General features: G+C 70.3%; 14 protein-coding genes. 8 read left to right on the top strand and 6 right to left on the bottom strand.

The annotated features are described in order from the left end of the window. Positions 1-55 precede the first annotated feature (55 nt). Both AB0I66_RS18615 and AB0I66_RS18610 read left to right on the top strand, forming a co-directional pair. On the top strand, positions 56-1363 hold the full coding sequence (locus AB0I66_RS18615; RefSeq protein ID WP_363208944.1) for an amino acid deaminase: 1308 nt from the start codon (positions 56-58) through the stop codon (positions 1361-1363). A gap of 410 nt (positions 1364-1773) precedes the next feature. Next, positions 1774-3375, top strand: a complete 1602-nt coding sequence (locus AB0I66_RS18610; RefSeq protein ID WP_363209390.1) for a D-aminoacylase — start codon at positions 1774-1776, stop codon at positions 3373-3375. 25 nt (positions 3376-3400) lie between these two features. Here the strand turns inward: AB0I66_RS18610 and AB0I66_RS18605 are convergent, their stop codons facing one another. The 3 genes from AB0I66_RS18605 to AB0I66_RS18595 all read right to left on the bottom strand — a co-directional run bounded on the left by AB0I66_RS18605 (position 3401) and on the right by AB0I66_RS18595 (position 5966). Then, positions 3401-4012: a hypothetical protein gene (locus tag AB0I66_RS18605; RefSeq protein WP_363208943.1), complete on the bottom strand. Its 612-nt coding sequence runs from the start codon at positions 4010-4012 to the stop codon at positions 3401-3403. Between the two features lie 105 nt (positions 4013-4117). Continuing rightward, positions 4118-4990 carry a trypsin-like peptidase domain-containing protein gene (locus AB0I66_RS18600; protein ID WP_363208942.1) on the bottom strand — a complete coding sequence of 291 codons (873 nt, stop codon included), beginning with the start codon at positions 4988-4990 and terminating at the stop codon, positions 4118-4120. Positions 4991-5132: 142 nt separating this feature from the next. Continuing rightward, positions 5133-5966: a serine protease gene (locus AB0I66_RS18595; RefSeq protein WP_363208941.1), complete on the bottom strand. Its 834-nt coding sequence runs from the start codon at positions 5964-5966 to the stop codon at positions 5133-5135. Positions 5967-6216: 250 nt separating this feature from the next. Here AB0I66_RS18595 and AB0I66_RS18590 point away from each other — a divergent pair, with 250 nt between their 5' ends. Together AB0I66_RS18590 and AB0I66_RS18585 are read left to right on the top strand one after the other, a co-directional pair. Further along, on the top strand, positions 6217-7428 hold the full coding sequence (locus tag AB0I66_RS18590; protein WP_363208940.1) for a pyridoxal phosphate-dependent aminotransferase: 1212 nt from the start codon (positions 6217-6219) through the stop codon (positions 7426-7428). Between the two features lie 81 nt (positions 7429-7509). Beyond that, the gene (locus tag AB0I66_RS18585; RefSeq protein ID WP_363208939.1) at positions 7510-7920 is read left to right on the top strand and encodes a hypothetical protein; all 411 of its coding nucleotides are present in this window, start codon (positions 7510-7512) and stop codon (positions 7918-7920) included. A gap of 51 nt (positions 7921-7971) precedes the next feature. Here AB0I66_RS18585 and AB0I66_RS18580 read toward each other — a convergent pair whose 3' ends face one another. Both AB0I66_RS18580 and AB0I66_RS18575 read right to left on the bottom strand, forming a co-directional pair. Next, entirely contained in the window at positions 7972-9690 is a 1719-nt protein-coding gene (locus AB0I66_RS18580) for an Ig-like domain repeat protein (RefSeq protein WP_363208938.1), read from the bottom strand. A gap of 194 nt (positions 9691-9884) precedes the next feature. After that, positions 9885-11735: a phosphoenolpyruvate carboxykinase (GTP) gene (locus tag AB0I66_RS18575; protein ID WP_363208937.1), complete on the bottom strand. Its 1851-nt coding sequence runs from the start codon at positions 11733-11735 to the stop codon at positions 9885-9887. A 309-nt stretch (positions 11736-12044) separates the two neighbouring features. Between AB0I66_RS18575 and AB0I66_RS18570 the strand changes: the two genes are divergently transcribed. The 4 genes from AB0I66_RS18570 to AB0I66_RS18555 all read left to right on the top strand — a co-directional run bounded on the left by AB0I66_RS18570 (position 12045) and on the right by AB0I66_RS18555 (position 15950). Continuing rightward, positions 12045-12791 carry a hemolysin III family protein gene (locus AB0I66_RS18570; protein ID WP_363208936.1) on the top strand — a complete coding sequence of 249 codons (747 nt, stop codon included), beginning with the start codon at positions 12045-12047 and terminating at the stop codon, positions 12789-12791. A gap of 139 nt (positions 12792-12930) precedes the next feature. Continuing rightward, entirely contained in the window at positions 12931-14487 is a 1557-nt protein-coding gene (locus AB0I66_RS18565; protein ID WP_363208935.1) for an MFS transporter, read from the top strand. Next, positions 14484-15131 (top strand): TetR family transcriptional regulator, encoded by a 648-nt coding sequence (locus tag AB0I66_RS18560; protein ID WP_363208934.1) that lies wholly within the window; start codon positions 14484-14486, stop codon positions 15129-15131. The genes AB0I66_RS18565 and AB0I66_RS18560 overlap by 4 nt, the downstream gene beginning before the upstream one ends. 84 nt (positions 15132-15215) lie before the next feature. After that, positions 15216-15950: a Mut7-C RNAse domain-containing protein gene (locus tag AB0I66_RS18555; protein WP_363208933.1), complete on the top strand. Its 735-nt coding sequence runs from the start codon at positions 15216-15218 to the stop codon at positions 15948-15950. Positions 15951-16085: 135 nt separating this feature from the next. Here the strand turns inward: AB0I66_RS18555 and AB0I66_RS18550 are convergent, their stop codons facing one another. Continuing rightward, positions 16086-18098, bottom strand: a complete 2013-nt coding sequence (locus AB0I66_RS18550) for a thioredoxin domain-containing protein (protein ID WP_363208932.1) — start codon at positions 18096-18098, stop codon at positions 16086-16088. Positions 18099-18100 lie beyond the last annotated feature (2 nt).

Genomic DNA, 18100 nt, shown 5'->3' with positions numbered 1-18100 from the left:
CGACATACGCAATGACCGTTGCACATAATGCAACGCACCTTTTCGAGGAGGCGCCATGGCCGCCGACAACGCAGCCGACCGCTCCGCCGGACGTCGTGCCCGGGAGCTCGACCGGCTCGCAGAAGAGCGGGTCGACCACCGCTTCAAGGGCCTTCCGCCGGACGCGGAGGGCCTGACGGTCGGCGAGCTCGCGGCCCAGCGCCGGAACCTCTTCACGGACGGTTTCACCACCCCCGTCCTCGCCCTGTCCGCCGAGCGCCTGGAGCACAACCTCGCGCTGATGGAGGCCTACTCCGAGCGGCACGGCCTCGCCTTCGCCCCGCACGGCAAGACGTCCATGGCGCCGCAGCTCTTCGCCCGGCAGCTGGAGCGGGGCGCGTGGGGCATCACCCTGGCCGTGCCGCACCAGGTGCGGGTGGCGCGGGCGTACGGCATCGAGCGGATCTTCCTCGCCAACGAACTGGTGGACGCGGCGGCGCTGCGCTGGATCGCGGCCGAGCTGGACGCGGACCCCTCCTTCCGCTTCATCTGCTACGTCGACTCCGAATCCGGTGTCGCCCTGATGGACGCCGCTCTGCGCGAGGCGGGCGCGACGCGTCCCGTCGACGTCGTGGTGGAGCTCGGCGCGGGTGACGGGGCGCGTACCGGTGTGCGTACGGAGTCCGAGTGCGTGGAGATCGCCAACGCGGTCGCCGCCGCGGACACGCTGCGTCTGGTGGGCGTCGCCGGTTACGAGGGCGAGGTGCCGGACGCGACGCCCGAGCGGGTACGGGCCTGGCTGGGCCGACTCACCGCGCTCGCCGTCGAGTTCGACAAGGCGAACCGGTTCGCGGATCTGGACGAGATCGTCGTCAGCGCGGGGGGCAGCGCGTGGTTCGACGCGGTGGCGGACGTCTTCGAGGAGATCCCCGAACTGTCGGTGCCGGTGCTGAAGCTGCTCCGCTCCGGGGCGTACGTCTCCCATGACGACGGCCACTACCGGCACTTGACGCCGTTCAACCGCATCCCCGACGAGGGTGCGCTGCACCCCGCGTTCCGCCTCTGGACGCAGGTGGTGTCGCGGCCCACGCCCGAGCAGGCGTTCACCAACGCGGGGAAGCGGGACGCGGCGTACGACATCGACCTGCCCGAGGCGCAGGTCGTCCACCGGGGCGGGGTGGACCGGCCCGCGACGGGGGTCACGGTGACGGGGCTCTCCGATCAGCACGGGTGGGTCCGGACTACTCCGGAGGCGGATCTCGCCGTGGGCGACTGGGTGGGGCTGGGGCTCTCGCACCCGTGCACGTCGTTCGACAAGTGGCAGTTGATTCCGCTGGTGGAGGCGGACGGGACGGTCACGGACTACATCCGTACTTATTTCTGACCCCTGGGTCTTGAGCGGGCCCCCCGAACCGCCCGCTCCGCGGCGGATCTTTCCCGCCCACCCACCCGATCACCCCGCAGCACACCCGCGGACGAAGAACCCAACCCGCCGCTCCACGCCGGAACCTCTCCCACCCACCTCGATTGCCCCGCAGCACGGGGTGGGCGGGCGGGGAGGACGCCGCTCCCCACACAGGGCGGTGGGGGCGCCGTCGCTCCGCGACGGAACCCCTCGCGCCCGCCCACCCGATCACCCGGCAGCCGCCAACGGTGCGCAACCCCCACCACTGCCACCCGCACCCGACATCGAGAGCCGCACGGGTGGTGCGGGTGGGAACAACCATCCGGCCGGAGGCCGGGTGCACCACACACAACCTGCGCCCACGCAAGAAAGAGGCACTCCCCATGGACCTGGACCTGGTGATCCGGGACGCACGCGTCATCGACGGCACCGGAGGTGCCTCCTACCGAGCCGACGTCGCCGTACAGGAGGGCCGGATCACCGAGATCCGCAGGGAAGGGGACACGGGCCCCCGTCCCACGGGGACCCGCACGGTCGAGGCCGACGGCCTGGCCCTCGCGCCCGGTTTCATCGACATGCACGCCCACAGCGACCTCGCCCTCCTCCGCGACCCGGACCACAGCGCGAAGGCGGCCCAGGGCGTCACCCTGGAGGTCATCGGCCAGGACGGGCTGAGCTACGCCCCGGTCGACGACCGCACCCTCGCCCAGGTCCGCCAGGCCATCACCGGCTGGAACGGCGACGGCAGCGACATCGACTTCGACTGGCGCACGGTCGGCGAGTACCTGGACCGCCTCGACCGCCAGGGCACCGCCGTGAACGCGGCCTACCTCATCCCGCAGGGCACCGTCCGCATGTACGCGGTCGGCTGGGACGACCGCCCGGCCACCCACGCCGAGGTCGAGCGCATGAAGCAGCTCGTCGCCGAGGGCATGGAGCAGGGCGCCGTGGGGATGTCCTCCGGCCTCACCTACACCCCCGGCATGTACGCCGACGACTCCGAGCTCACCGAGCTCTGCAAGGTCGTGGCCCAGTTCAACGGCTACTACTGCCCCCACCACCGCAGTTACGGCGCCGGCGCCCTCCAGGCGTACGAGGAGATGGTGAACCTCACCCGTACCGCCGACTGTCCCCTCCACCTCGCGCACGCCACCATGAACTTCGGCGTGAACAAGGGCAAGGCGCCCGACCTGCTCGCCCTCCTCGACGACGCCCTCGCGCAGGGCGCCGACATCACCCTCGACACGTACCCCTACACCCCCGGCTGCACGACCCTCGTCGCCATGCTGCCGAGCTGGGCCAGCGAGGGCGGGCCCGACGCGATCCTCGCCCGCCTCCAGGACGACGCGACCGCCGAGAAGATCCGCCACCACATGGAGGTCATCGGCGCCGACGGCTGTCACGGCGTACCGATCGAGTGGGACACGATCGAGATCTCCGGCGTCTCCGACCCGGGCCTCGCCTCCTGCGTCGGCAAGACCATCGCGGAGTCGGCGGCCCAGCGCGGCGAGGAGGCGTGGGTCACCGCCCGGCGCCTGCTCATCAACGACAAGCTGGGCTCGACGATCCTCCAGCACGTCGGCCACGAGGAGAACGTCCGGGCGATCATGCAGCACCCCGTGCACACCGGCGGCAGCGACGGCATCCTCCAGGGCTTCAAGCCGCACCCGCGGGCGTACGGCACGTTCCCCCAGTACCTCGGCCGCTACGTACGCGACCTCGGCGTCCTCACCCTGGAGGAGTGCGTCGCCCACCTCACGTCACGTCCCGCGGCCCGCCTCCGCCTCCCCGACCGAGGCGTCGTACGCGAGGGCTACCGCGCCGACCTGGTCCTCTTCGACCCCGAGACGGTCGCGGCGGGCTCCACCTTCGACGCCCCCCGCACTCTCCCCACCGGCATCCCGCACGTCCTGATCGACGGCAAGTTCGTGATGGAGGACGGCCGACGCACGGACGTCCTCGCGGGACGCGCCGTGCGCCGGACGCCGTAACTCCGCCGAACCCGGAGCTACTTCCTCACTTCTTCTTGCCCTTGATGTCGATGTGGGCGTTGAACTTGGCGCCCACGATCGTCACGAACACGTTGCCCTGCCTGCCGCGCGTGTCCAGGGTGTCCCCGACATTCCCCTTGCCGAGGGCCGCCTTGTCCTGGATCGCGGTCGAGTGGAGGTTCGTGAACTGGCTGTAGCGCTGCGTGGCCACCTCGGCGGCTTCCTCCCACTCCTCCTGGAAGGAGGCGTACTCGGCCTCCGTCATGCCGGAGCCGAAGGTGAAGTTGGGGTGGTTGGCCTGCTCGTAGTGGTGCCTGCACAGGTCGAGGAGCGAGCCCGCGCTGCTCTTCACCCCGACCGCGTTCACGAAGGAGTCGGCCTGCTTCTTGATCTCCGCCGTGCGTTCCGCCACCCGCTCCGCGCGCCGCTGCTCGGCCACGTCGTCGTCGAGGGTCTTCTTGGCCGCCGCCAGACCGTTGTTCTTGTCCTCGTAGGTCGCGATGCGCACAGAGGCCTCGCGCTTGCGCTGCGGGATCACTCCCCAGGGGAGGCCGATCGACTCGCTGTACTCGGTGAGCAGCTTGGTCGCTTCCGCCTCGTCGTTCGCGTACTCCACGTGACCGATCATCTTGGTCATGGTGTCCCCTTCCTCCCCGCCGGTCCGTCCGGCGACGAGTGCCGCGGGCAACGTCTCACCGGAGTGAACCGCCGTCACCGGGTGGCGGCGGGTCCGGTTCTGCCGCTACCTCTGGGCGGCGGCCGTCGGGCGCGGCAGCTTGCAGCCCTTGCGGCCGAGGTCGATCTTGCTGTCGTGGCCTACGCACGGCACGATCCCGTACGTCTGCTGCGCGTAGTTGATGCCGTGCCGGACCGTCACGTTGCCCTTCCGGTCCACCTCACAGGGGTTGTTGAGGGTGCAGCGCTCGCCGTCCTCGTTCCCCGTGTTGTTGACCGCGGTGACCTTGCCGGTCTTGTGGTCGATCACCGGCGAGCCGGACGTGCCGCCGATGGTCTGGCACTCGGGGGTGTAGCGGACGGAGTCCTTCCAGGTCCACTCCCCCTCCTTGAGGCGGTACGCGAACCCGTCGATCTTGCAGGTGTACGTCTTCTTCCAGTACCCGGAGACGACGGTGATCGCCCGCTTCTTGACCGGGTGGGCGTCCTCGATCTCCAGCGCCTTGATGCCGTACTTCTTCTTGATGTCGGCGTAGGTAGAGGTGAGTTGGTAGAGCGAGATGTCCGTGTCGGTCATCGTCGCGTACGAGAGCTTGCTCGCCGTGAGGGTCGCCTTCTCCGCGCCCTTCGCGTCGAGCAGCTTGAAGGTGCGGGTGGACGGCTGGTCGGCGATGACCTCGCCCGCCGCCGGGAATCCGCTCTCCAGGCAGTGGCCGTTGGAGAGGACGAGCGCGGGGTCGTCCGCCTTCGACTGCGGCACGCGGACGACGGAGCCCGAACAGTTGCTCAGCGCCACCGTGCCCGCGAAGTCGACGGCCTTCTTCGCGGCCTCCCCCGCCGCCCGCGTCGAGGGTGCGCTGTCCGGTGCCGCGACCGCCGGTGCGGAGCCGAACCCTACGAGGGTGAGGGCGAGCAAGCCGCCCGCGAGAGCCTTCTTCATGTGTGGAGCCCCCCTGTAGCTGTGCCCTGTGTGGTTGTCATGGGCATTCTTCGGGGGTCCCGAGGAAGGGGACAAGGGGTGAGAACTCTTGACAATTCGGCGGGGCCGCCCGCGCGAGGCGGCCCCGCCGTCGCCCGGAGCCTTACGGCTTGGGCAGTTCGCAGCCCTCGCGGCTCAGGTCGATCTTGTTGCCGGGTGCCACGCACGGCACCACGCCGTACGTCTGCTGGGCGTAGTTGATGCCCTCGCGGACCGTCACCTTGCCGTTCTCGTCGACCTCGCACGGGTTGTTGTCCGTGCACTCCTCGCCGCTCTCGTTGCCGGTGTTGTTGACGGCGACGACCTTGCCGGTCGCGTCATCGATCACCGGTGAGCCCGAAGTGCCGCCGATCGTCTGGCAGTCGGGGGTGTAGCGGACCGAGTCCTTCCAGGTCCAGTTCCCCTCCTTGAGGCGGTGGGCGAAGCCGTCGATGCTGCACTTGTACATCTTCTTCCAGTAGCCGGAGGCGACGGTGATCGCCGTGCCCTGCTCCGGCCGCGCCGCGTTCAGCTCAAGCGCCTTGATGCCGAACTGGCTCTCGATCTCGCCGTAGGTGCTGGTGAGTTCGTAGAGCGAGAGGTCGGTGTCCGTCATCGTCCCGTAGGCGATCTTGCTCGCCTTGACCGTGCCCGCGTCGCCGCCGGCGGCGTCGAGGAGGGTGAAGCTGCGCGAGGACGGCTTGTCGACGACGACCTCGCCGGGCGCCGGGAAGCCGGCCTCCAGGCAGTGGCCGTTGGACATCACGAGCGCCGGGTCCTCCGGCTTGGAGTCCGGCACCCGGACGACCGAGCCGGAACAGTTGCTCAGCGCCACCGTGCCCGCGAAGTCGACCGCCTTCGCCTTGGCGGGACGTGCGTCGCTGACGGCCGTCGCGGGCACCGCCGTTGCTCCGAGGAGCAGGGCGGAGAAGCACGCGACGACGAGAGGCTTGTGCATGTGGGGGGTCCCCTCTGTTGACTATGTGACCGAAGTTGCTTCGGTTTTGTCATGCGCATTGTTGGGGGTACTCGGCCGCGAGAACAAGACCGCATGCGGACACAACTGACCGCTGAGAGGACACTCCCGGGCCGGCGACGTGTCGCGGCAGACCCGTTCGCCTCCCGCGACACGGCCGGGAGACACTCCCCGGCCCGACGTGGCGCAAAACACGAGGCGGGTGTCCTTACGCGCCCGTAAGCTCGCGGACATGCAGGTCATCCAGTCGACGAAGCTCGCCAACGTCTGTTACGAGATCCGGGGCCCGGTGCTCGAGGAGGCGATGCGGCTGGAAGCGGCGGGCCACCGCATCCTGAAGCTCAACACCGGCAACCCCGCGGCCTTCGGGTTCGAGTGCCCGCCGGAGATCCTGGAGGACATCCTCCGCAACGTCGGCGACGCGCACGGGTACGGCGACGCGAAGGGTCTGCTCGCCGCCCGCCGCGCGGTCGTCATGCACAACCAGACCCTGGGCATCGAGACCGACGTCGAGCACGTCTTCATCGGCAACGGCGTCTCCGAGCTCATCGTCATGGCCATGCAGGGCCTGCTCGACGACGGCGACGAGGTCCTCGTGCCGGCGCCGGACTATCCGCTGTGGACGGCCGCGGTCTCGCTCTCCGGCGGTACGGCCGTGCACTACCGCTGCGACGAGCAGGCGGACTGGATGCCGGACCTCGCCGACATCGAGCGCAAGGTGACCGACCGCACCAAGGCGCTCGTCATCATCAACCCGAACAACCCGACGGGCGCCGTCTACAGCGAGGCCATGCTGCGCGGCCTCACCGACATCGCCCGCCGCCACAATCTGCTGGTCTGCTCGGACGAGATCTACGACAAGATCCTTTACGACGGCGCGGTCCACACCCCGACCGCCTCCATCGCCCCCGACCTCCTCACCCTCACCTTCAACGGCATGTCGAAGGCGTACCGGGTGGCCGGTTACCGCGTCGGGTGGGTGGCCATCTCGGGCCCGAAGGCGCACGCGTCCTCGTACATCGAGGGCCTGACGATCCTCGCCAACATGCGCCTGTGCGCGAACATGCCGGGCCAGCACGGCGTGGTCGCCGCGCTCAGCGGGCGGCAGACCATCAACGACCTGGTGCTTCCGGGCGGGCGGCTCGTGGAGCAGCGCGACACGGCGTACGACCTGCTGACGCAGATCCCCGGCGTGAGCTGTGTGAAGCCGAAGGGGTCGCTCTATCTCTTCCCGCGGCTCGACCCGAAGGTCTTCAAGATCAAGGACGACCGCCAGATGGTGCTCGACCTGCTGCGGGCCGAGAAGATCATGGTCGTGCACGGCACCGGCTTCAACTGGCCCGAGCCCGATCACTTCCGGGTCGTCACGCTGCCTACGGCGACGGATCTGGCCGAGGCCGTGACGCGCATCGGCACCTTCCTGGACGGCTACAGCCAGCCGTGACCATGCACGCATGACCCGACTCAACTTTAGACAGAATCTAATGTAGGATGGCTTTCAAGCTACCCGCCAGGAGGCCATCCCATGTACGAGCCGATCCGCACCAAGTCGGTCCATGCCATGGCCGACCCGGGCGACTTCCCGCACCGCTCCCGCGAGGAGGAGCTGGACATCCAGCTCGCCGCGCATCTGGCGGCGCTGCTCGCCGTCACGGACGAGCTGCGCGCCCTCGCGCCCTCCGCCGACCTGGACGACGCCGCCGAGCAGCTGTCGTCCGAGGTGGCCCGGCTGCGCGGCGGTCTGCCGCCCGTCCGCTCGGCCGTGGTGACCGCCATCCACGAACCCCACCTCACCGCCCTGCACCAGCGCGCCCACGCCCTCGCGGGCCGCGCCCTGGTGGTGGCCGCGTCCCGCGCCGACACCGCGGCGGCGATCCTCGCCGCCCACCGCATGGACGCGCACGCAGGCGCCGCGCATCTCGTCGGCGCCCACTGACGGCCCCGGTCCGCGGCCGTACAGGCCGCGGACCGGGCGCCACCTACCTGGTCAGCCGGTCACCCGCACCGTCGCCTCGGCCGACGAACCCGAGTGCAGGTCGTCGCCCTCGTAGCTGACGGCGTAGACGGTCTTGCCCCGCTTGCTGGGCAGATCCCTGACCTTGAACGTGCCGTCGGCCGCGACCGACGCGGACGTCAGCTCGCCCGTCGTCCCGAACCGGTCGGTCCGCGTCACCTTCAGGGCGATCCCGGACGGCAGCGAGCGCCCCTGCCCGGTCAGCTTCCCGGTGATCTCGACGCCACCCGCGCGGGTCGCCTCGGCGGGCGCCGTCAGCTCGATCGAGGTCGGCGCCTTCGCCACGTCGACGGTGAGCGTGACGTCCTCGGCGGGGCGGTGCGTGACATCGCCGAGGAACCGCAGCGTGTACGTCGCCTCGCCGAGCCGGTCCGGTACGTCCAGGACGGTGAAGCTGCCGTCGGCGGCGACCTTGGCGGGGGCCACCTCCGTCGTGCCGTCCGCGTCCTTGCGGACCGCCTCCACCTTCACCGGCTCGGCGGGCGCGGGACCGTCCAGCTCCAGCTTGCCGCGGATGCCGAGCGGTTCACCGACGACGGGCTTCGACGGCGTGGTGCTCAGGGTGCCGGTGAAGCGCGAGTCGTGCTGGGCGGCCGGCGGCTTGATGACGTGCAGCCAGTGGTTGTAGCCGCCGTCCGAGGTCACCGCGAAGAGCCGTGAGCCGTCCTTGGACCAGTCGAGGCCGCGCGGCACGACCCGCGAGCCGTCGAGCTCCCCCTCGAAGGCGAACTCCATCGGGGTGGTGCCGTCCGCCGGGTCTGCGGGCTGGATCAGCAGGTCGGAGACGCTGCCGGAGGCGACCGCGCCGCGCGCCACGTACTTTCCGTCCCCGCTGAACGCCACCGCCGAAGCCTTCGCGCCCTCGGGCAGCGACTGATAGCCGGTCGGCGCGTCCGCCAGGTCGGAGGCGTCGAGCAGCCGGGTGCCGTACGCCGCGTCGGCGACGGCGATCCGCTTGCCGTCGGCGCTCTGGGCGAGGTCCTTGAGGTCGAGCGCGCCCTTGCCCTCGGCGTCCGCGAAGCGTCGCTGCGGGCCGCGCACCAGGTTGGCGCCGCTCGCGTCGAAGGTGGCGACGAACGCGTTGGCCGCGCTGTTCACGCCCGCCTGCCCCATGATGAGCCGGTCCGGGGCCCCGGGCCCCGACTCGATCTTCAGCCGCCCCTCGCTGTTCCAGCCGGTGTTGACGTACGAGGTGTCCTTCACCTGGTACAGCAGGGCGGTGTTGTCGGGCCTTTCGCAGTACGAGCTGCCGGTGTACGGCGTCTCCGTGAACCACGTCTTGCCGCCCGCGACGGCCACCTCCCGGCCGCAGGTGACGTCGAAGTTCGTGCCCGAGGCGCCGGTCCTGGTCTGGGTCGCCGTGTCGAACGTCAGGATGCGGTTGGACTGCGACACGTGCAGGGTCGCCCCGTCCGCGCTGAGCGCCATGCCGGACGCCGGCTGATCGGTGGCGAGCGAACCGACGCGCTGCCCCGCGAAGTTGTAGACCAGGACGGCGCTCGCCCCGCTGCCGCTCTTGTTCCCGTCGGTGACGTAGACCCGCTCGTGCGTGTCGTCCACCACCATCGCCCCGAACGAGGAGATCGGCAGCTTCGCCACCTCGTCCGACGGAGTGGCGGCGTGCGCGGCGGGTGCGGTGACGGCGACCAGACAGGCCGAGCTCAGAGCCACCGCGAGCGCGGCACCCGTCACACGTCTTAACCGCTGAGATTGCTTCAACTTGGCCCCCCACAGGGTGTTTTGGGGCGCGCGTCGATCAGCGGCCCCCCGTGTGGGGTCATTGAAACATGTGAGGGGCATGTGAAGGCGGCGTATGCGAGATGCGGATATACGCGGATGAGCCCCGCACGCCGTTGTGCGGGGCTCATCCGGAATGCGCGGTACGTCTAGCCGAGACGCTGCACCAGGGCGCGGTACTCGTCCCACAGTTCCTTGGGCGTGTGGTCACCGAAGGTGTTCAGGTGCTCGGGGACCAGCGAGGCCTCGTCGCGCCAGACCTCCTTGTCGACCGTGAGCAGAAACTCCAGGTCATCCTTGGCCAGGTCGAGGCCCTCGGTGTCCAGCGAGTCGACCGTCGGCAGGATGCCGATGGGCGTCTCGACGCCCTCCGCCTTGCCGTCGAGCCGGTCCACGATCCACTTCAGGACGCGGGAGTTCTCGCCGAAGCCGGGCCACACGAACTTGCCGTCGGCGTTCTTCCGGAACCAGTTCACGTAGTAGATCTTCGGCAGCTTGGACTGGTCCTTGTCCGCGCCGACCTTGACCCAGTGGGCCATGTAGTCGCCCATGTTGTAGCCGCAGAACGGCAGCATCGCGAACGGGTCGCGGCGCAGCTCGCCGACCTTGCCCTCGGCCGCTGCGGTCTTCTCGCTCGCCACATTCGCGCCGAGGAAGACGCCGTGCTGCCAGTTGAAGGACTCCGTGACCAGCGGCACCGCGCTGGCGCGACGGCCGCCGAAGAGGATCGCCGAGATCGGCACGCCCTTGGGGTCCTCCCACTCGGGCGCGATGATCGGGCACTGCGATGCGGGCGTGGTGAAGCGGGCGTTCGGGTGCGCGGCCGGGACGCCGGACTCCGGCGTCCAGTCGTTGCCCTTCCAGTCGGTGAGGTGGGCGGGAGTCTCCTCCGTCATGCCCTCCCACCAGACGTCGTTGTCGTCGGTGAGGGCGACGTTCGTGAAGACCGAGTTGCCCCACAGGGTCTTCATGGCGTTGGCGTTGGTGTGCTCGCCGGTGCCGGGCGCGACGCCGAAGAAACCGGCCTCGGGGTTGATCGCGTAGAGCCGGCCGTCCTCGCCGAAGCGCATCCAGGCGATGTCGTCGCCGATGGTCTCGACGGTCCAGCCGCGGGTCGTCGGCTCCAGCATGGCGAGGTTGGTCTTGCCGCAGGCGCTCGGGAAGGCGGCCGCGACGTACTTCGACTCGCCCCCCGGCGGCGTGAGCTTGAGGATCAGCATGTGCTCGGCCAGCCAGCCCTCGTCGCGCGCCATGACGGAGGCGATGCGCAGGGCGTAGCACTTCTTGCCGAGCAGGGCGTTGCCGCCGTAACCCGAGCCGTACGACCAGATCTCGCGGCCCTCGGGGAAGTGCGAGATGTACTTCGTGGAGTTGCAGGGCCACGGCACGTCGGCCTCGCCCGCTTCGAGCGGGGCGCCGAGCGTGTGGACGGCCTTCACGAAGAAGCCGTCCTCGCCGAGCTCGTCCAGGACGGCCTGGCCCATGCGGGTCATCGTGCGCATGGAGACGGCGACGTACGCGGAGTCGGTGATCTCCACACCGATGGCGGACAGCGGTGAGCCGACCGGCCCCATGCAAAACGGCACGACGTACATCGTGCGGCCGCGCATCGAGCCGCGGAAGACACCGCCCTCGCCGTTCGAGCCCTGGAAGATCTCCCGCATCTCGGCGGGTGCCTTCCAGTGGTTGGTCGGGCCCGCGTCCTCTTCCTTCGCCGAGCAGATGAAGGTGCGGTCCTCGACGCGCGCGACGTCGGTCGGGTCGGAGGCCGCGTAGTACGAGTTGGGGCGCTTGATCGGGTCGAGCTTCCTGAACGTGCCCTTGGCGACGAGCTCCTCGCACAGGCGCTCGTACTCGGCCTCGGATCCGTCACACCAGACCACGCTGTCCGGCTGCGTCAGTTCGGCGATCTCGTTCACCCAGGAGACCAGCTCCCGGTGGTTGGTGGGGACAGTGCCCAGGGGCTCTGCGAGAAGGGGAGCCGCGATGTCGCGCGCCACGATTGCTCCTATACGAGGGGTTTATAGGTTTGTTGCCCCGTGGGGGCTGCGACCCGGACGCTTCACGTGGTGTTCCCTCTGGCGCTCATCCGGTGCCGACCGCACTCATTTGATCATCCGACGCATCCGCGCATATGTCCAGAGGGCCTCACAGGTGAGCGGCGTGAGTATCGCCACTCATCAGGTCGGCCTTCCGGCCACGAATCCGTCACTTGTACGCTCGGGTATCACCGTGAGCATCGCCACTTGTACGCCACGGTCCCCCCATGACTGATACCTAACTTACGGTTGCGTAGGTACGATGCCGATATGACCGCTCCCGTCCCTGACGCGATCACGAACACCCAGGACACCAGCCGCGAGACGGCATCCAAATCCGACTCGTCCGTGCTCGACGCCCTGCCGCTTCCCGATCTCGATGAAGTGAAGCCCAAGATGCGCGGGTGGCTGCACGCGGGCATGTTCCCCGCCGTGCTCGTCTCGGGCATCGCGCTCCTTGCGCTCACGGACTCCACGCGTGCGCGGATCGCCTGCGGGATCTATGTCCTGTCGGCGTGCCTGCTCTTCGGAGTGAGCGCGATCTACCACCGGGGCACCTGGAGTCCGCGCGCCGACGGGGTGCTGCGCAGACTCGACCACGCCAACATCTTCCTGATCATCGCGGGCACGTACACCCCGCTGACGATGCTGCTCCTGCCCGGCTCGAAGGGGCAGTGGCTGCTGTGGGGCGTGTGGGGAGCGGCGGTGGCCGGCATCCTCTTCCGGGTCTTCTGGGTCGGTGCGCCGCGCTGGCTCTACACCCCGTGCTACATCGCGATGGGCTGGGCCGCGGTCTTCTTCCTGCCCGACTTCATGCGGGCGGGCGGAATCGCCGTCCTGGTCCTGGTGATCGTGGGCGGCCTTCTCTACAGCGCGGGCGGCGTGATCTACGGCATCAAGCGCCCCAACCCGTCCCCGCGGTTCTTCGGCTTCCACGAGGTCTTCCACTCCCTCACGCTGGCCGCCTTCGCGGTGCATTACGTGGGCATCTCGATGGTGGCGTACCAGCACGGGTAAAGCCTGACGGGCGCCACACCCGCCCCCTCCCCCTTCATGGCCGCGGCTTTCGAGCCGCGGCCATGTGCGTGTGCGGGCGCGGACACGCGACGCCCGCACATCTTGACGGTCACTACCTTTTGAGAGTTACTCTCAATTCATGGCAACTGTCACGAGCTCGACTGCCGCGTCCCGGCAGGACCCACGCCGTTGGTGGGCGCTCGCCGCCCTCGTCGCGAGCATGCTCGTGCTCGGTTTCGACATGACGATCCTCAACGTCGCCCTGCCGACGATGGCCGGGCAGCTGGACGCGAGCACGGGCGAGCAACAGTGGATGGCGGATGCGTACATCATCGTTTTCGCGGCCCTGATGCTTCCGGCCGGACTCCTCGGCGACCGGTTCGGACGCCGCAGGATGCTGATCACCGGGCTCGGGATCTTCCTGGTGGGCTCGCTGATCGGCACCCTCGTCGACTCCGTCGCACTGGTCGTCGTGGCGCGGGCGTTCATGGGCATGGGCGGCGCGCTCGTCATGCCCCTCGCCATGGCCGTGCTGCCCGCGCTCTTCGCCCCCGGCGAGCGGACCAAGGCCGTCGGCATCGTCGCTGCGGCCTCCGCGCTCGGCGCGCCGCTCGGGCCGATCGTGGGCGGCTGGCTCCTGGACCACTTCTGGTGGGGCTCGATCTTCCTGATCAACGTCCCGATGGTCGCCATCGGCATCACCGCCTGCGTCTTCCTGCTCCCGGAGACGACCGACCCCTCGTCCCCGAAGGTCGACGTCGCCTCCACCGCGCTCACCGCGGCCGGACTCGGCGCGCTCATCTACGCGATCATCGAGGCCCCCGTACGGGGCTGGGGCGACCCGCTGGTCCTCGGCATGTTCGCCGGCGCGACCGCCCTGATCGCCGCGCTCGTCCTGCGGGAACGGAAGATGCCCCGCCCCATGCTCGACATGTCGCTGCTGCGCAACCGCGGCTTCCTGCTCAACACGATCGCGGCGACGCTCGTCATGTTCGTCCTGTCGGGCCTGATGTTCGTGCTTCCGCAGTACTTGCAGGCGGTGCTCGGCCATGACGCCTTCGGCACCGGCCTGCGGATGCTGCCGATGATGGGCGGCCTCATCATCGCGGCGAAGGGCGCGGAGCCTCTCGTACGCCGCTTCGGCCCGCGTGCGGTGATCAGCGCCGGACTCGTCGTGCTCGCCTTCGCGGCGATCCTCGGCAGCCGTACGACGGTCGACTCCGGCTACGGCTTCACCGCGCTGTGGCTCACGATCGCCGGCATCGGCTTCGGCTTCGGCGTCGTGCCCGCCATGGACTCGGCCCTCGGGGCGCTCCCCGTGGAGCGGGCGGGATCCGGCACCGGTCTCATGATGACCGTGCGTCAGGTGGGCAGCGCCATCGGCATCGCCCTGCTCGGCTCGCTCCTCGCCGGTGTCTACGCCGACCGCCTCGACACCGGCAAGATCCCGGACGCGGCGGCGGACACCGCGGGCGAGTCGGTGGTGGCCGCCCACGCGGTCGCCGAACGGCTCGGGGTGCCGCGCCTCGCCGGCTCCGCCGACGAGGCGTACATCGACGGCATGGTGACCGTCCTCCTCGTCAGCGGCATCGCGGCGCTGGTCACCGCGCTGCTCGTGGCGGCGCTGCTGCCGAAGGCTCCCCCGCCGCCGGACGACGCCGACATGGCACCGGAGCCGGCGGATGCCCGACAATGAGCGCCATGACGGCCGCACGCAGCACCGCTCCCTCGCAAGGCTCCCAGCTGGGACTTCGCGAACGGAAGAAGCTCAAGACGCGCATCGCGATCCGTGAGGCCACGTACCGGCTGATCGACGAGCAGGGGTACGACGCGACGACGGTCGAGCAGATCGCGGAGGCCGCGGAGGTGTCGGCGTCGACCGTCTTCCGCTACTTCCCGACCAAGGAGGACATCGTCCTCACCGACGAGTACGACCCGCTCCTGGAGGACGAGCTGCGGGCACGTCCCGTGGACGAGCCGATCGTGGAGTCCCTGCGGCTCGTGCTGCGCAGGGCGGTGGGCGGCCCCGGCTTCACCGAGGAGCCGGAGATCGCACGCCTCCGTACGCGCCTGATGATCGAGGTCCCCGCCGTGCGCTCCCGGCTCCTGGAGAGCATGTCGGTCACCGGCCGGATGCTGTGCCGCGTCATCGCCGAGCGGGCGGGCCGCGACCCCGGGGAGCTGGAGGTCCGCGTCTTCGCGATGAGCCTCATCGCCGCGCTCACGGAGACGGCGGCGTACTGGGCGGAGCACGGCCACGAGGACGACCTGGGCGAGCTGGTGGACCGCGCCCTGTCCATGCTGACCACGGGCTTCGGGACGGCGGCGCCCGGGGCTTGACGGCGGGCGCGGCGGGCGCGGCGGGCGCGGCGGGCCGTGGAAAATCTTCGGGTGCAGCTGCTCCCCCCATGCCATCCTGACCGCATGAATGGTCCGGAGATCCTCGTCCGCTTCGCCCCCGAGCTGGGGCTTTTCGTACCGCACGGGCGAAGGGGCGGGCCCACCACGGCGGTTACGGACGGCGTGTCGACGCTCGGGCACGTCGTCGAGTCGCTCGGGGTGCCGCTGACGGAGGTCGGCTCGCTCGTCGTGGACGGCGCCGAGGTCCCGGTCTCGCACATCCCGGCGGCGGGCGAGTCGGTGGAGGTCCGCGCCGTCTCCCGCCCGCAACCCGTCCCCGGCGCTCCCCTCCGCTTCCTCCTCGACGTCCATCTCGGCACGCTGGCCCGCCGGTTGCGCCTCCTGGGCGTCGACGCGGCGTACGAGAGCACGGACATCGGCGACCCCGCCCTCGCCACCCGCTCGGCCACCGAGCGACGGGTGCTGCTCAGCCGGGACCGGGGCCTGCTGCGGCGCCGCGAGCTGTGGGCAGGGGCGTACGTCTACAGCGACGCGCCGGAGGAACAACTCCGCGATGTCCTGGGCCGGTTCGCCCCTGCACTGGCCCCCTGGACCCGCTGCACGGCCTGCAACGGCTCCCTGCGGGCGGCGACCAAGGAGGACGTGGCGAACAGGCTGGAGGGCGGCACGCGGGGGACGTACGACGTGTTCGCGGAGTGCGGGGAGTGCGGGCGGGTGTATTGGCGGGGGGCGCATCATGACCGGCTGGAGGGGATCGTGGCGGGGGCGGTGGAGGAGTTCTCCCCCCGGACGGGCTGAGATTCCCCGCCGGTCCGGTCATGTCTTTCAGCCCCTCCGGCGTTTGAGGAGCGGGGTCTGGGGCGGAGCCCCAGTTTCGGGAAGGGGCGGGGTTGGGGAGAGCCCCGCAGGGCCCGCCCGAACCCCGGCACAGCCTCAGCCCGACAGCTTCGCCGCCAGCTCCCCCACGTCAGTGGTGGGCGCGTCGCAGACGAACCGCCGGCAGACATAGGCCGCAGGCAGCTCCCTCCCTGCGAGCAGCGGAAACTCCCCGCCGCCCGCGGGGCCGACAGCGACGACAGCCCCCGGCGCCGTCCCCAGCAAAGCGGTGCGGTGCAGCTCCCCACCGACCGGCCCGATCACCGCGACCTCACGGGGGCCGTCCAGCGCCGCCTCGGCCACCGCGAGGCCGTGCCCGATGAACCGGGGCGCCCGAGGCGCGAGCCCCTTCACCACGCCGAGCGCCCGCTCCGCCGCGAGGCGATGCGGCTCGGCCCCGGTCTGCGCCGCGTACGAGAGCAGCGCCCCCGCGGCAGCCGTCCACCCGGACGGCACCGCGTTGTCCGTGGGGTCCTGCGGCCGCCGGATCAACTGCTCGGCGTCCGCGGCGGTGTCGTACAGGGACCCGGACTCCGCGTCCAGGAACTGGTCGAGCACGTGGTCGAGAAGGAATCCGGCGAACTCCAGCCAGACCCCCTCCCCCGTCACGGAGGCCAGCGCGAGGAAGCCCTCGGCGACATCGGCGTAGTCCTCCAACACGCCCGCGTTGGCGCCGACTTGACCGTCCCTGGACGTACGGGAGAGCCGCGCCCGGTCGTCCATGTGGAGCCGTACGAGAAGGTCACCGGCACCTACCGCGGCGGCCACCAGGTCGGGCCGGTCGAAGTAGGCGCCGACCTCGGCGAGCGCGGCGACGGCGAGTCCGTTCCAGGCGGCGACGACCTTGTCGTCACGGCCGGGCGCGGGCCGCCGCGAGCGGGCCGCGAGCAGCCGCTCCCGGATGGAACCGAGCCGCTCGGCGTCGGCCACCACCCCTGCCTGCGCCGGAAGTTGGAGCACCGAGGCACCTTCCTCGAAGGTGCCTTCCTCGGTCACCCCGAAGTACGTGACGGCCAGCTCGGCGTCCGCGTCGCCGAGCACCTCGCGGAGCTGCTCCGGCGTCCAGACGTAGTACGCGCCCTCGACGTGCTTGCCGGTCGCGGGGTCCTCGCTGTCCGCGTCGAGCGCCGAGGCGAAACCGCCCTCGTTCGTGCGCAGTTCGCGCACCATGAAGTCGGCGGTCTCCAGGGCGACGCGCCGGGCGAGGTCGGAGCCCGTGGCCCTCCACAGGTGGGCGTAGACCCGGCAGAGCAGCGCGTTGTCGTAGAGCATCTTCTCGAAGTGGGGCACCACCCACTCGCGGTCCACGGAGTAGCGCGCGAAGCCGCCGCCGAGCTGGTCGTAGATCCCGCCGCGCGCCATCCGCTCGCAGGTGTCGGCCGCCATCTGCAGGGCGCCCTCCGAGCCGGTGCGGGCGTAGTGCCGCAGCAGGAACTCGACGACCATGGACGGCGGGAACTTGGGGGCGCCGCCGAAGCCGCCGCGCGAGGCGTCGTAGTCGCGGGTGAGGCCGAGCAGCGCCTGGGCGAGTTCGTCCTCGCCGGGCAGCTCGTCCGCGCCGAACGCGAGCTGCCGGTCGGCGAGGTCCCGCACGATCTTCCCGGCGACGTCGTTGACCTCGTCGCGACGGTCCGCCCAGGCGCGCCGGACCCCGTCGGCGACCTGCTGGAAGGAGGGCATGCCGTGGCGCGGCTCGGGCGGGAAGTACGTGCCGAAGTAGAAGGGCTCGGCGTCGGGCGTCAGGAAGACGGTCATGGGCCAGCCGCCCTGCCCGGTGGCGGCCTGTACGGCCTCCATGTAGACGGCGTCGATGTCGGGCCGCTCCTCACGGTCGACCTTGACGTTGACGAAGTGCTCGTTCAGGAAGGCGGCCGTGTCGGCGTCCTCGAAGGACTCGTGCGCCATGACGTGGCACCAGTGGCAACTGCTGTACCCCACGCTGAGCAGCACGGGCACGCCCCGCTCACGGGCCTGTGCGAAGGCCTCCGCCGACCAGGGCCACCAGTCGACGGGGTTGTCGGCGTGCTGAAGGAGGTAGGGGGACGTCTCATGGGCCAGTCGGTTCGGCATAC

Source organism: Streptomyces sp. NPDC050439 (assembly GCF_040655335.1).
Taxonomy (GTDB): Bacteria; Actinomycetota; Actinomycetes; order Streptomycetales; family Streptomycetaceae; genus Streptomyces.
The sequence above is the reverse complement of the archived record's forward strand: the minus strand, read 5'-3'. Positions and strand labels throughout refer to the sequence as shown.

Excerpts from the sequence above, each read along its gene's own strand:
- AB0I66_RS18615 (WP_363208944.1), top strand. The coding sequence starts at position 56 with ATGGCCGCCGACAACGCAGCCGACCGCTCCGCCGGACGTCGTGCCCGG.
- AB0I66_RS18605 (WP_363208943.1), bottom strand. The coding sequence starts at position 4,012 with ATGACCAAGATGATCGGTCACGTGGAGTACGCGAACGACGAGGCGGAA.
- AB0I66_RS18600 (WP_363208942.1), bottom strand. The coding sequence starts at position 4,990 with ATGAAGAAGGCTCTCGCGGGCGGCTTGCTCGCCCTCACCCTCGTAGGG.
- AB0I66_RS18595 (WP_363208941.1), bottom strand. The coding sequence starts at position 5,966 with ATGCACAAGCCTCTCGTCGTCGCGTGCTTCTCCGCCCTGCTCCTCGGA.
- AB0I66_RS18590 (WP_363208940.1), top strand. The coding sequence starts at position 6,217 with ATGCAGGTCATCCAGTCGACGAAGCTCGCCAACGTCTGTTACGAGATC.
- AB0I66_RS18585 (WP_363208939.1), top strand. The coding sequence starts at position 7,510 with ATGTACGAGCCGATCCGCACCAAGTCGGTCCATGCCATGGCCGACCCG.
- AB0I66_RS18570 (WP_363208936.1), top strand. The coding sequence starts at position 12,045 with ATGACCGCTCCCGTCCCTGACGCGATCACGAACACCCAGGACACCAGC.
- AB0I66_RS18565 (WP_363208935.1), top strand. The coding sequence starts at position 12,931 with ATGGCAACTGTCACGAGCTCGACTGCCGCGTCCCGGCAGGACCCACGC.
- AB0I66_RS18560 (WP_363208934.1), top strand. The coding sequence starts at position 14,484 with ATGAGCGCCATGACGGCCGCACGCAGCACCGCTCCCTCGCAAGGCTCC.
- AB0I66_RS18555 (WP_363208933.1), top strand. The coding sequence starts at position 15,216 with ATGAATGGTCCGGAGATCCTCGTCCGCTTCGCCCCCGAGCTGGGGCTT.
- AB0I66_RS18550 (WP_363208932.1), bottom strand. The coding sequence starts at position 18,098 with ATGCCGAACCGACTGGCCCATGAGACGTCCCCCTACCTCCTTCAGCAC.